Below are 13,999 nucleotides of genomic sequence, written 5' to 3'. Positions count from 1 at the left end.
TCACACCCGTTCCCATACCGAACACGGAAGTTAAGCTCTTTAGCGCCGATGGTAGTTGGGGGCTTCCCCCTGTGAGAGTAGGACGTCGCTAGGCAAATAAAAACCTGAGATTAGATTCTCAGGTTTTTTTGTATTTAAAGCAGTCTGTCTGAATAAGCCCCGCCAAAATCAGATTGGGGCTATTCGACAGACTTGAAGTGTCTTAATAAAATACAATGCGATTCATTGTAGTAAATGTCTTGTATCACTCGTTGACAATCTGGAACAGCTGTTTATACAGCTGTTTTTATTTTGTCTATTAAAATTCAAGGGCGTTTCGCAAGTTATTGAGATAGGATTGGCTGACTGGTAATTCTGTCCCGTCATTTAATGTAACGATAAAATTGGAAGTGAGGTCACGCGCCATCTTTTTTATGAAATGAATATTAACAATATAAGATCGATGAATGCGAATGAAAAATGCTGGTAAGCGCATTTGTAATTCTTTGAGTGTAATACTTGTTTTAAACTGTTCCTTTTCTACATAGAACCATGTCTTTTTCTGCAGGCTTTCGATATAAGATATTTTCTCAATGGCAACAGGGTTCCATTCTTCGTCCCGTTTACCAGTTAAAAATTGATAAGGTTCTAATTTCTGCGCTGTAAAAGTTGAAGGTAAAACAATTACTAATGCAGCTAGCGTGTCCTGTATATGTATTGGATAGCCAATACCGTAATATGGTGTTCCAAATAAGGTATTGTCTAAGATTGCGTCTGTGCGTTTTTTTGTTTGTAATACTTGCTCTGCAATACTGCCTGGCTCGACTTGCCGCCCTGCTTCTAAATGAATACTGTGCGATCCAGAGTGAAAATAGATATAAGAGTTTTGAACAGCAATGGCGATGGACGAATTTGTTGGAATCCAGTCTTGTAACATCGTAATAAATTGTTGTGAAATATCTTTTTGTAAAGAATCTAATTCATTATTCATTGTGATTATCCCCCTTGTTTGTAAACAGTTTACCAAATTTTGTCGTTAAAAAAGGTAGTTTCATCATTAAAATTCGGCATTTTATCTAAAAATAATGAAAATTCAGATGTACTGTTATATATTAATTTACAACAAATAAACCTGTTATGGAACAGATTTTAAAAAGTTTTTTAACAGAGTATATTTTATACAAAGGGGAAGGTGGAATTTCAATATGTCAACACGTCAAGAAAAAATCCAAGCTTTAGAAAAACAATGGGCAGAAAACCCGCGTTGGGCTGGTATTGAGCGCGCATATACAGCTGAAGAAGTAGTTAAATTACAGGGGTCTGTTGTAATTGAGCAAACTTTAGCAACTAAAGGTGCTACGCGACTTTGGAAATCCCTACATGAAGAACCATTCATTAATGCATTAGGTGCACTAACTGGTAATCAAGCGGTTCAACAAGTAAAAGCAGGTTTACAAGCAATCTACTTATCAGGCTGGCAAGTAGCTGCCGATGCTAACCTTTCGGGACAAATGTATCCTGACCAATCACTATACCCAGCTAACTCTGTACCGGCTGTAGTAAAACGTATTAATCAAGCACTACAACGCGCTGATCAAATCGATCATGCTGAAGGTCGTGTAGATGACTTTGATTGGTTTGCGCCTATCGTTGCAGATGCTGAAGCTGGTTTCGGTGGTCCTCTAAATGTATTTGAACTTGTAAAAGGTATGATTGAAGCGGGAGCTGCAGGTGTTCATTTAGAAGACCAATTAGCTTCTGAGAAAAAATGTGGGCACTTAGGTGGGAAAGTATTACTTCCTACACAAAATGCTGTTCGTAACTTAATTGCAGCTCGTCTAGCAACAGATGTAATGGGCGTAGATACAATTTTAATCGCACGTACGGACGCTGATGCAGCAGATATGGTAACTTCAGATATCGATCCACGTGATGCAGAATTTATAACTGGTGAACGTACACCTGAAGGCTTCTTCCGTACAAAACCTGGTATCAAACAAGCAATTGCCCGCGGTTTAGCATATGCACCATACGCAGATTTAATCTGGTGTGAAACGTCTAAGCCATCACTTGAAGAAGCACGCGAATTTGCAGCAGCGATTCATGCTGAATTCCCAGGTAAAATGCTTGCTTACAACTGCTCACCTTCATTTAACTGGAAAGCAAACCTTTCAGAAGAAGAAATCGCAGAATACCAACGCGAGCTTGGAAAACTAGGATACAAATTCCAATTCGTAACGCTAGCAGGCTTCCATGCATTAAACCACTCTATGTTTGAGCTAGCTCATGACTATAAAGATAACGGAATGGCTGCATACTCTAAACTACAACAAGCTGAGTTTGCTTCTGAATCTAAAGGCTATACGGCTACTCGTCATCAACGTGAAGTAGGTACAGGTTACTTCGATGATGTGTCACAAGTTATTTCAGGTGGTACTTCTTCAACAACAGCAATGGCAGGATCTACAGAAACTGAACAATTCGTTTAATTCAATTACGTTAATTCCTAAATTCATAATCATAGATAAGTTTCCCTCGCACCTCCTAAGCGGGGGAAACTTAAATCACGAGAGGTGGGGAACTACTAATGGAACAGGTAACTACAGGTAAGCTTACTATTGTTGGGGAACAAAACGAGCAAACAAAAGAAATTTTAACACCGGAAGCCCTTGAGTTTGTTCTTGCCTTGCATGAAAAGTTCGATGCTCGTCGTAAAGAGCTTTTAGAGGCTCGTCAAGAACGTCAAAAACGTCTTGATGCTGGTGAGAAACTCGACTTCCTACCAGATACAAAGCATATTCGTGAGGGAGATTGGACGATTGCGCCACTGCCAGCGGATTTACAAGATCGACGAGTAGAAATTACTGGACCAGTAGACCGCAAAATGGTTATTAATGCGTTGAACTCTGGTGCGAAAATGTTCATGGCTTGTTTTGAAGATGCATCTGCTCCGACATGGGAAAACATGATTTCTGGTCAAATCAATATGCGTGATGCCATTAATAAGACAATTGAATTTACACAAGCATCAAATGGTAAAACATATAAATTAAACAATGAAACAGCTGTATTATTAGTACGTCCACGAGGTCTTCATTTACTTGAAAAGCATGTACTAGTGGATGGGGAACCTATATCAGGTAGTTTCTTTGATTTTGCTCTATATTTATACCACAATGCTAAAAATGCACTAGCAAAAGGTACGGGTCCATACTTCTACCTGCCAAAGTTAGAAAGCCATTTAGAGGCTCGTTTGTGGAATGATGTTTTTGTCTTTGCACAAGATTACATCGGTATTCCACAAGGTACAATTAGAGCTACAGTTTTAATTGAAACAATATTGGCTGCTTTTGAAATGGATGAAATTTTATATGAGCTTCGCGACCATTCAGCAGGGCTGAACTGTGGCCGTTGGGATTACATTTTCAGCTATATTAAACGCCTGCGCAATCAACCAGATGTGATTTTACCTGATCGCGGTCAAGTAACGATGACAGTTCCATTTATGAAGGCTTATACGTCTTTATGTATTCAAACATGTCATAAACGTAACGCACCTGCGATGGGCGGTATGGCGGCGCAAATTCCTGTAAAAGGGGATGACGAAGCGAATGCAGTAGCATTTGCAAAGGTTGCTGAAGACAAACGTCGTGAGGCAACTGATGGTCATGACGGGACTTGGGTAGCACACCCTGGCATGGTTGCAACGGCTATGGAGCAGTTTGATGCGATTATGGAGACACCAAATCAAATTCATAAAAAACGCGAAGATGTGAATGTTAAGGCTGAAGATTTAGTGGCTGTGCCAGAAGGTACAATTACACTTGAAGGTCTTCAAATTAACTGTAGTGTTGGGGTTCAGTACATTGCTTCTTGGTTACGAGGCAACGGTGCTGCACCGATTAACAACTTGATGGAGGATGCTGCAACAGCAGAAATCTCCCGTACACAAGTATGGCAATGGATTCGTCATCCAAAGGGTATTTTAGATGATGGAAGAGGTATTACATTAGCATTCGTGCTAGAAGTTTTGGAAGAAGAGCTTGTGAAAATTAAAGAGGCTGTTGGGGAACAGGTTTATAACAGTGGTCGCTATGATGAAGCTGCTGAACTGTTTAAATCTTTAATTGAACAAGATGAGTTCGTGGAATTCTTGACACTTCCAGGCTATGAAAAATTAAGTTAATTAATAGGAATCTACTAACGAACATATCCTACTTTTCTAAAATACAGTGGGCTGAACTCGAATGCAGCTCATGAGTTCCACTAATGTAACGAGCGGGGTCTGTTCCCCTGTTCTTTACTTATACACAATGAGCACTGTTTAATAAAAGGGGTCTACTTATATTAATGGTAAGTAATGAGATTTAAAAATGGGGTGCAAGATGTCTTACGAGCTTAGATGGGGGGCTTGTAAGGCATTTTTCTATACACAGGAAAACATTATGAGGGGGAAAAGAAATGGGCAATAAGGAAATGCTATTAATTCCAGGTCCTACACCAGTAGTTGATGAGATATATGATGCTTTGGCGAGCGAGACGCGTGGGCATACAGATCCACGATTTGTTGCGATTTATAAAAATGCATTAGTCCAAACAAAAGAACTGCTCCAAACGGATGGCGAGGTGTTTGTACTAGCAGGCTCAGGAACGCTAGCAATGGAAATGGCGATTGTCAATATAGTGGGCAAGGGAGAAAAAATACTTGTCATTAGTCATGGGTATTTTGGGGATCGTTTTACACCTTTAGCAACTGCTTATGGTATTCAAGTAGAAGTGCTACAGGCAGAGTGGGGTAAACAAGTTGAACTAGCTGCTGTAAAGGCAAAATTAGCTGGGGGTAATTTTAAAGCAGTCACTATTACTCATGCAGATACATCTACAGGTGTTGTTTCAGATTTAGATGCATTAGTTCCAATTATTAAACAAGCGGGGGCTCTTATAATTTTAGATGGAGTTGTTGCAACAGCCGCATTGGATGAAAATATGAATAAAGCATATGGGCACGCCGACTATAAATTGGATGTTGTATTAACTGGCTCACAAAAGGCTATTGGCGTTCCACCAGGATTAGCAATCATTGCGTTTAATCAATCTGCTTTAAAGGCTCGCGAAGCACTTGGAACGATACCAGCATACTACTGCGATATTGAAAACTGGATACCAGTCATGAATGATCCAGGGAAATATTTTGCAACACCACCTGTAAATTTAATTTATGCTTATGATGTTGCTATGAAGATGGTTTTAGATGAGGGGATTGCGAAGCGTGAGGCGCGCCATAAAGCATATGGACGTGCTGTGCGTTTCGCATTATCTACGTATGGCATGGCAGCACTTGCTGATGAGACTGTAGCAGCACCAACTTTAAGTTGTATGCTCTATCCTGATGGGGTAGAGGATGCCAAGTTCCGAGCAAAGCTTGCAGAAAAAGGCGTAATTGTCGCTGGTTCTTTGGCACATTTAGCAGGTAAAGCATTCCGTATTGGGCATATGGGTAATACAACACCTGCTATGCTTGAACAAGCCGTGAAACTAATCGGTGAATCACTCAATGAATTAGGACACGTAGTAGCAGTAAAAGAAGCGGTTGCACGTTTGAATGAAGAATTAGCAGTAGTGACTATGTAATAGTAGAGGGAGATGTCTCACAAATGCGTGAGACATCTCCTTTTTCGTTATTTAACAATTGCTAGGATGAAACCGTCATATCCTTTAATTCCAACGGTTTGAATGGCTGTAGATTCGATACGTGGTTCGTGTTCTAATAAATCCATAAATTGACGCACACCTTGCACACGCTCATCTTCGCTTTTATCATCGATGACTTCACCGTTTCGCACTACATTATCAGCAATGATAAGTGCTCCACTATTCGCTAATTCTAAAGCCCATTTTAAATATTGAGGATTATTCGGTTTATCGGCATCAATGAAAATAAGGTCGAATAAAGGGCCTGAATTTTTAATTGTAGGCAATGAATGCAATGCATTTCCTACAATCACTTCGACTTTGCTACTACAGCCTGCTTTTAGGATGTTTTGCTTCGCCACTTCTGCATACGTCGGTTCAATCTCTAGTGTGTAAACCTTTCCTGATTCAGGGAGCGCACGAGCAAGCCATATACTGCTATAGCCACCAAGTGTACCAATTTCTAAAATATTTTGAGCACCTTTTATTTTTGCTAGCAGGTAAAGTAATTTTCCTTGTGTGGGTGATACATCAATTTCAGGAATGCCAGCATTTTTATTTGTTTGTAGGACATTCTCCATTGTTTCATCAAATGGAATTAGCTTATCAATAAAATATTCATCCACATCATGCCAAACATTGTTAGTTAACATAGTATAATTCCTCGTTTCCATAAGTGATTTAAACTGCAACTAAAGTGTATGATAAAATGAACTATAATAAAAATATATAATAATTACTAATACATAACTTTAAGTTATGAGTGAGGAGAAGGTATGAATAGTCACGCATTAAAATTATTTTACCAAGTAGCTAAAACAGGTAGTTTTACAAAGGCTGCTGAAATATTACATATTAGTCAGCCAGCAGTTTCTAGCCAAATTAAAAGGTTTGAGCAGGAAATAGGCGTACCATTATTTAAACAGCAAGGCAGAGGCATCGTATTGACTGAATTTGGTGAGGCGCTAGCGGAAAAGGCGCAAAATCTTATTTCTCTTGAGCAACACATTGAGTCATTTATTGAAGACTTTCGCCTAGCCAAGACAGGGTCTATTCATATTGTTGCTACTTATTTACCTGCTAATTTTTTAATTCCAAAATGGGCAGCTACTTTTAAAGGCTTAAATGAAGATATTAATTTAGTTGTTACAACGGCCAATACGAAAGAAGCATTTGAGCAGCTTATACACTATAAAGCGGATATTGCTATTTACGGTGGTGGAATATATGAGAGACCTGAGGAAGTATTATGGGAGGAGCTCTTTGAAGACGAGCTGTGGTTTGTTGTTGCACCCGAACATTTATATGCAAATCAAACGATTTCTATAGCGGATATGATGAAGGAACCTTTTATAATGCGCGAGGAAGGAAGCTCCATGAGAGATCACCTCTTTTCCCTATGTGAAACCCATCAAGTAAATCCACCGAAAATTGCACTACAATTTAGTGGAATAAATGAAACAATTCGATCGGTTATGGCTGGATATGGTGCAATTTTTATTTCATCACTTGCGGTTAAAGAGTATGTTCATAATGGGCAATTGGCAAGAGTATATGTACAGGGGATACATAGTAAACATAAAGTTGCTATTTGTACAAGGAAAAATGAGAAGCAAAGTTTACTTGTAAATAAGTTTATTGATACGATAAAAAATTCTTTATAGAAAAATTTAAGTCCTTCCGAGATACCTCAATTTTTCTATGCATAAAACCTGAATTTTGTTATACTAACTGTATAACAAACATGGAGCTGATATAGATGTTTATTCAAATAGAGCCCTTATCGGATGTGCCTATCTATGAACAGGTTACACGGCAAATTATAGAGGGTATTGCAAGGGGAGACATGGGACCAGGTGATATGTTGCCATCTGTGCGTAGTTTAGCGGCTGATTTAGGTGTTAATATGCATACGGTTAATAAGAGTTACCATGAGCTTGAGGCAAAAGGAATCATTACAATTCGCGCTAAATCAGGTGCAATTATTCGATCAACTGAGGATCGTGCATTAACGCCTGAACAGTTGCAACAGATTGAAAAAAATTTAAAGCCTGTTGTGGCAGAAGGAATGGTGCTCGGCGCAACAGCTGATCAAATTGAGCACATGATGAAAAAGGTATTTGCTGACTTGCAACTGCCAGTAGAAGGGGTGTAGCATGCTACTAGGTATTTTTACAATAATGTATATTATGACATTAGCTATGCAAATTTTTGTCCCTTATATTGTACGTGAGACAATCGTATTTGGAGTTACCGTACCGGAGCAAAATGTAAAGCATCCTGCATTAGCGATTGCGAAAAAGCGCTATGCGCAAATAGTAGGTCTTTTGGGAGCGATAATTTTAATAATCATGTTTGTGTTTTACTGGTTGCTCGCTCCTGCTGAAAGTGCTCAGGGCATTCTTTTACTTAGCTGTTTATTTGGGATGCTTGCGGTCAGTATGGTGTTATATTGGTTGAATCATCAAAAAGTGATGAAGCTGAAACTGCGTGAACGATGGGGCTTAAATATAAAACAAGTGAGAGCTGTCGATTTAACAGCCCGTAGTCGTGATGAAATACTACCTTGGCCATTTTATGTGGTGCCTATCGGTGTTACTGTTTTCCTCATTATGTTTACGTTGTTACATTATGAACAAATACCAAATGCTGTTGCGGTACATTGGGGACCAAGCGGAGCGGCAGATGCGTGGCAAGAAAAAACGTATTTTTCTGCGGTTTCACTACCACTAGTCATGTTAATGATGCAATGTATGATGTGGGGTATTGCAGATTCACTTAAGCGCTCTGCAATTCGATTGTCTATCAACCATCAGCAGGAGTCTTTGGAAAGCGAATTAAAAACACGGAAATTTATGAGCTGGAATATAGCGTTGGTCAGCTATAGTTTAACGGGATTATTTACAATACTACAGTTAAGTAATATTTATCCTTCGATGGCTGAAGGAAAAAAACTATTACCATTGTTTATTGCTTTCCTAGTTTTAATATTAGGTTCAGTGCTTGTATATGCATGGAAAAAGCGACAGTTACGATTGAATTATAAAGATAATGTGGTGTCAGAGGTAATGGATATTGATGAGGATCGTTATTGGAAGGGCGGTCTTATTTATATGAATCGTCAGGATCCATCAGTGTTTGTGGAGAAACGTTTTGGTGTAGGTTGGACAATGAACTTTGCGAACCCAAGAGGCTATATCGTCATCGGCTTGCCATTACTTATATTGCTGTTGGTTTCAATATTTTCATTATAAAATAAAGAGGTTGTCAAAAAGCGCATAAGTGCCAGTCACTCAAACAATTTCCAATGGTAACTGTGGGTTTTATGAAAATATAAGTGAAAATCCAAGAAGTCTCCCAGTGGGAACAACACAGTGCATAAGCCGCAACAAACCGCGCGTAGCGAGGGATGCGGCTTATGCTGTGCCCGCGGAAAGCGAAGTGGATTTTTGCACAGAAAGTAGTCAATAGCAAGTGCCAGTCACTCAAACAATTTCCACTGCTAGCAGTGGTTTTTTATGTAACAAGTCATATTTTATTGTTAGACTGACTTATAGGACAGCCCTTTTTACATAAAGCGTAAGTTAGGAACTGAACTCCTAGTGCAATATATTGAATGGGGGCAAGGATAAATGAAAATTTTAGTTGTCGATGATGACGTTCATATTTTACAGTTAGTCAATATTTATTTAACGCGAGAGGGCTATCAAGTATTGCAAGCAGAGAATGGCGAGCAAGCTTTGCAATTGCTTGATGGAAATATGCCCGATTTGGCTGTTGTTGATGTTATGATGCCAGGAATGGATGGCTTTACGCTAACTGAAATTTTAAGTAAGGATTACGATATTCCGGTGCTGTTATTAACGGCAAAAGGAGAGCTAGAAGATAAGGAGCGTGGCTTTTTAGCGGGTTCAGATGACTATGTCGTTAAACCGTTCGAGCCAAAGGAGTTGCTGTTTCGCATTGCAGCGATTTTACGTAGGCTTGATAAAAAGAATCAGGTAACAATACAGGTTGGTAAGCTCGAAATTGATCGACGTAGCTTTGAGGTTACGATTGGTGGAGAAACACTTATTTTGCCTTTAAAGGAATTCGAGCTATTGGCGCTACTTGCCTCTCGACCAAATCAAGTTTTTACACGTAGCATTATTATGGAGCAAGTATGGGGCTACGACTATGAAGGGGACGAGCAAACGTTAAATACACATGTGAAGCGGATTCGCGAGCGCTTGCATCGCTACGAAACAGATGTTGAGATTACAACGGTACGTGGCGTCGGTTATAAGCTTGAGGTTAGTGCGACATGAAGACGTTATATAGTAAGTTTGTTGTCACAACGATGCTCATTATGATTGGCAGTTTATGCATTGGGTTTTTAATGACGAATACGTATTATCATCAAGTGACTAAAGGAAAAAATGATGCTAAAAATGTTGCAATTGCAGAGGATATTGTCGATTATATCGAATCAGCGAAGCAAATGGATTTAGATAGCTATTTAACAACACTTGGAGAGATTGGTTATCAAATTTATGTTACAACGGGAGAGGATCATCGCTTTTTTGGTGGCGAATACCGAGATAAAACATTGTCGGCAGATGTAATCCAGCATGTTTTAGAAGGTGAAGTCTATCATGGGATGCGTGATTTCCCAAAAGAGACCTTTATGACAGGCTTTTTTGCAAATGAACTCATTAATACCATTGGTGTACCCTTTACGTATAATAACGAACAGTATGCACTGTTTATTAGACCAGATATTCGATTGTTGTTCTCTGAGGCGCATACGCTATTAGGAGGTCTTATCCTTGGAATGGCTGTGCTAAGTTTACTTGCTATGCTGCTATTTGCAAAGGCATTAATTAGACCGATTACACAGTTAACAGAAGCAACACATCAACTGGCTCATGAAAAGTTTGATACGTTGCTTGAAATAGATCGAGCGGATGAAATTGGACAACTGGCAGATAGCTTTAATGTGATGACAGAAAAATTACAGGAAAATGATAGAATTCGTAAACTATTTATAAGCAATGTATCTCATGACTTTCAATCGCCTTTATTGAATATTCAAGGCTATGTAGATTTACTGAAAAACCCTACGCTTTCTGAACCAGAACGACAAGAATATGCGACAATTATAGAGCTAGAAACGAAGCGACTTTCGACATTGACGAAGCAACTGTTACTCCTGACATCACTCGATCAATCGACTAGAATGCTAAAGAGAGAACCGTACAATTTAGATGAACAATTGAAGGAAACTGTGCGCAAATATCGTTGGCAGTTAGAGGAAGCTAATGTGCAGTTATCGTATCAGATTGAGCCAGTAACGTATAAAGGTGATGCGGGGCTACTACAAAATGTATGGGATAATTTATTAACAAACGCCATTAAATATAATGTTAATGGGGGAGAAATTCACATACATCTTCAAGAGCAATCTACTTTTGTAGAAGTGTTAATAGAGGATAGCGGTATTGGAATGAATGAGGAGCAATTGCAAAAGGTATATGACCGTTTTTATCGAGCTGATGAGTCAAGAACGAAACAGGGGACAGGTCTCGGCCTTGCCATTGTAAAACAAATTGTTGAATTGCACGGTGGGGAAGTGCAAATGAAAAGTGCAATTAAAGTAGGGACAAGCGTTTGTATACACCTACCAAAATTGTAATATAGAGTTCATGTAAAGTTCATGTTCAATCGATAAACTTCTATGTAAGTTGAAACTTGGAGGAGTTATCGTATGGAACAAAAATGGAGTTTACGTCTTATTCGACTCGCAGCGATTTTTGCTTTAGTGGGTACGTACTTAGGATCGCATATGTCAGGGTCAGGTAGTTATGAATTTCGACCAATTCACGCGCACGTTTTACTCGTTGGCTGGTTAAGTATGTTTGCATGGGGCATTTTTTACCGTGCATTTAAAGTGAAATCGCAAAAATTAGTAGCATTACATGGCTGGACAGCGATTATTGGAGTTTTTGGCTTAACACTTGGTATGTGGTTCTACAATATTAATCCTTTTAACTTTGGTCATACATTTACTTTAATTTTCTTTATTGTAGGTGGTACCACTTTGTTAATTAGTTTTGCATTATTTATTATTGTGACATTCATGGTAAATCAAAAAGATGGAATGAAAAATTAATATAAAACCGCGCCAGTATGAGACGCGGTCAGTGGGTAGGCAAATTCAAAAAAATTGAGTTTGCTTATTTTTTTAAGTAACCGTTGATTTCGTTCGAGAAGCGGGCTTGCCATTGCATTTAAACTAGAGTTAGTAGTCGCCTAAGCATCTATCAATTTAAATGCTCTAGTGATTTTTTAAGCCAACGTGTTGCCTCGTTATAATCTTGAGCTACACCCTGTCCTTTCTTATAAAGCATGCCAAGCTGAAACTGAGCTTTTTGGTGACCCTGATTTGCAGCAAGTCGGTAAAGTTGGGCAGCCCTCGCAAAATCTTTAGGGACACCTTGTCCATTGCTATGCATTTGAGCTAACTGGTATTGAGCTTTAGCATGTCCTTTAGAAGCTGCTTGTTCAATCCATCTAGCTGCTTCCGTGAAATCTTGCTTCACTCCTTTACCCTTATCAAATAAATTGCCAAGTTGATATTGTGCGCCTGAATGCCCTTGAATAGCAGCAAGTCTATAGCAACGTCTAGCCTCATCTAAGTCTTGGGAGACGCCCAATCCTTGTTCATATAATAATCCCAATTGATATTCAGCTTGAATATGAGATTGGTCTGTTGCAGCTCTCCACCATTGAACTGCTTTGGCATAATTCAATGGAACACCAACACCGTTAGCATATAACAACCCAAGTTCGAATTGAGCATCAGCATAGCCTTTTTCAGCGGCAAGTATAAAATACTGTAATGCTTTGTCAGGCTGTTGAAGCTGATAGACGAAAAGAAGGCCTAGCTCATAGCCAGCACTAATATGTCCATTGTCAGCGGCAAGCTGAAACCATCTTTCCGCACGCGTACTATCTTTTTCTTTTTGGTAAAGTAGGCCGAGACAATATTGGGCATTGGTATGCCCTTTATGAGCCGCAAGTTTAAACCACTTTATTGCTTCAATGTGATCTAGCTGTATGCCCTGTCCTGTATTGTATAGTAAGGCCAATTGAAACTCTGCATTCGTATGGTCTTGAAGGGCAGCTAGGTGGAACCATCTCGCAGCTTCCTCAACATTTTGTGAGATGCCACGGCCTTTAAGATACATATAGCCAAGGTTATACTGTGCACTTGCATCTCCTGCAAGTGCTGCCATTTCAAAATAAGCTATTGCCTCCTCAAAGCTTTGTTGTACACCAGTTCCATTATGATAGAGAAAGCCAAGATTATTTTGTGCACTTGTATTGCCTTGGTTGGCTGCTGAAATATACCATTTTGCTGCCTCTTCAAAATCAATAGCAAGGCCTAGCCCTTGATTGTAAAGTACGCCAAGATTATACTGTGCGTCGGCATTTCCTAAATCCGCCGCAGACTTATAATAATGGGCGGCCTCTTGATAATCTTGCTCAACACCTTGTCCTAAATGATAAAGCACCCCTAGACTATAAAGTGCATTAGCATCATGTTGTGCGGCTGCTTTCTCATACCACATCTTGGCTGTAACATAATCTTTTTGAACACCTCGACCGTGGTTATAAAGGAATCCTAAATTGTATTGTGCACTTGCATTGCCCTTTTTTGCGGAAATTTCAAACCAACTAGCAGCATGTTCATAGTCTTTAGCTGAGTACTGATCGAGCATCTTCGTATCAAGTGGAGGCAATAAATGTTCAAATTTAGGGAATTTTCGAGTCGAAATAGATGCTCTTAGACTACGATCATAACGGTGAATAAACCATTCAACGATATCACTAACATAATCGAGGACAATTTTAGCTGCTTTCGCTTCAACGATGTCATTGTTGCTAGTACTTGTCATTTTAAATACAAGTTCCATTAGTAAATAAATACGACGTGGATGAATGTTTGAGATAAAGGTACGATTATTTAATAGTGTTCGGATATTTTTTTGTTTAGGTTTCGCTTGCATTTCCAGCTTGTAAAAGTCATAGACTATCTCCTCAAGGACGAGGCGTGACTTTTGTAAAGAAATTGATGGCTGTGTAATAGCGTGGTTACTAGCATCCTGTAAGCTTTGTGCTATATGTGTGAACGATAAAATATGTAATTTTTCACATTGTTCGTGAAGGATATCGTATTGTATGACGATTGTAATCACCTCTTCTTAACTAACGGTAATAGTCTTTTTTTCATATATCGGGAAATTATTAGTGTTATTGATCATTTTCCATTGAATTCCTCAGTTGA

Annotated in this window: 12 protein-coding genes and 1 rRNA gene; 10 read left to right on the top strand and 3 right to left on the bottom strand. The window is 39.1% G+C overall.

Annotated features, from left to right (window positions below; genetic code table 11):
* Nucleotides 1–94: ribosomal RNA gene (gene rrf / locus ACIP9G_RS21415) — 5S ribosomal RNA — on the top strand; the annotation flags it as partial.
* Nucleotides 95–298: 204 nt separating this feature from the next.
* On the opposite strand, the gene ACIP9G_RS21410 is transcribed toward rrf, so the two are convergent.
* On the bottom strand, nucleotides 299–970 hold the full coding sequence (locus tag ACIP9G_RS21410) for a LytTR family DNA-binding domain-containing protein (protein WP_401022123.1): 672 nt from the start codon (nucleotides 968–970) through the stop codon (nucleotides 299–301).
* Nucleotides 971–1,184: 214 nt separating this feature from the next.
* On the opposite strand from ACIP9G_RS21410, the gene aceA reads away from it, so the two are divergent.
* The 3 genes from aceA (at nucleotide 1,185) to ACIP9G_RS21395 (ending at nucleotide 5,610) form a co-directional block, all read left to right on the top strand.
* Nucleotides 1,185–2,468: an isocitrate lyase gene (gene aceA, locus ACIP9G_RS21405; RefSeq protein ID WP_340821414.1), complete on the top strand. Its 1,284-nt coding sequence runs from the start codon at nucleotides 1,185–1,187 to the stop codon at nucleotides 2,466–2,468.
* 98 nt (nucleotides 2,469–2,566) lie between these two features.
* Nucleotides 2,567–4,165: a malate synthase A gene (gene aceB / locus ACIP9G_RS21400; protein WP_401022120.1), complete on the top strand. Its 1,599-nt coding sequence runs from the start codon at nucleotides 2,567–2,569 to the stop codon at nucleotides 4,163–4,165.
* Between the two features lie 275 nt (nucleotides 4,166–4,440).
* Entirely contained in the window at nucleotides 4,441–5,610 is a 1,170-nt protein-coding gene (locus ACIP9G_RS21395; protein WP_401022117.1) for a pyridoxal-phosphate-dependent aminotransferase family protein, read from the top strand.
* A gap of 47 nt (nucleotides 5,611–5,657) precedes the next feature.
* On the opposite strand, the gene ACIP9G_RS21390 is transcribed toward ACIP9G_RS21395, so the two are convergent.
* A complete protein-coding gene (locus ACIP9G_RS21390; protein ID WP_401022114.1) occupies nucleotides 5,658–6,323 on the bottom strand; it encodes an O-methyltransferase in 666 nt (221 codons plus the stop codon).
* Nucleotides 6,324–6,446: 123 nt separating this feature from the next.
* Here ACIP9G_RS21390 and ACIP9G_RS21385 point away from each other — a divergent pair, with 123 nt between their 5' ends.
* The 6 genes from ACIP9G_RS21385 (at nucleotide 6,447) to ACIP9G_RS21360 (ending at nucleotide 11,821) form a co-directional block, all read left to right on the top strand.
* The gene (locus ACIP9G_RS21385) at nucleotides 6,447–7,334 is read left to right on the top strand and encodes a LysR family transcriptional regulator (RefSeq protein WP_401022112.1); all 888 of its coding nucleotides are present in this window, start codon (nucleotides 6,447–6,449) and stop codon (nucleotides 7,332–7,334) included.
* A 95-nt stretch (nucleotides 7,335–7,429) separates the two neighbouring features.
* Entirely contained in the window at nucleotides 7,430–7,825 is a 396-nt protein-coding gene (locus tag ACIP9G_RS21380; protein ID WP_401022109.1) for a GntR family transcriptional regulator, read from the top strand.
* A gap of 1 nt (nucleotide 7,826) precedes the next feature.
* Nucleotides 7,827–8,924 (top strand): DUF1648 domain-containing protein, encoded by a 1,098-nt coding sequence (locus ACIP9G_RS21375; RefSeq protein ID WP_401022107.1) that lies wholly within the window; start codon nucleotides 7,827–7,829, stop codon nucleotides 8,922–8,924.
* A gap of 378 nt (nucleotides 8,925–9,302) precedes the next feature.
* A complete protein-coding gene (locus tag ACIP9G_RS21370) occupies nucleotides 9,303–9,977 on the top strand; it encodes a response regulator transcription factor (protein WP_401022106.1) in 675 nt (224 codons plus the stop codon).
* Complete coding sequence (locus ACIP9G_RS21365) at nucleotides 9,974–11,344, top strand: HAMP domain-containing sensor histidine kinase (RefSeq protein ID WP_401022104.1); 1,371 nt, start codon at nucleotides 9,974–9,976, stop codon at nucleotides 11,342–11,344. The genes ACIP9G_RS21370 and ACIP9G_RS21365 overlap by 4 nt, the downstream gene beginning before the upstream one ends.
* Nucleotides 11,345–11,416: 72 nt before the next feature.
* Nucleotides 11,417–11,821, top strand: a complete 405-nt coding sequence (locus ACIP9G_RS21360) for a hypothetical protein (RefSeq protein WP_401022102.1) — start codon at nucleotides 11,417–11,419, stop codon at nucleotides 11,819–11,821.
* A 151-nt stretch (nucleotides 11,822–11,972) separates the two neighbouring features.
* Here the strand turns inward: ACIP9G_RS21360 and ACIP9G_RS21355 are convergent, their stop codons facing one another.
* On the bottom strand, nucleotides 11,973–13,910 hold the full coding sequence (locus ACIP9G_RS21355; protein ID WP_401022099.1) for an SEL1-like repeat protein: 1,938 nt from the start codon (nucleotides 13,908–13,910) through the stop codon (nucleotides 11,973–11,975).
* Nucleotides 13,911–13,999: the final 89 nt, after the last annotated feature.

The organism is Lysinibacillus sp. NPDC093197, from assembly GCF_044754025.1.
GTDB lineage: Bacteria > Bacillota > Bacilli > Bacillales_A > Planococcaceae > Lysinibacillus.
The sequence above is the reverse complement of the archived record's forward strand: the minus strand, read 5'-3'. Positions and strand labels throughout refer to the sequence as shown.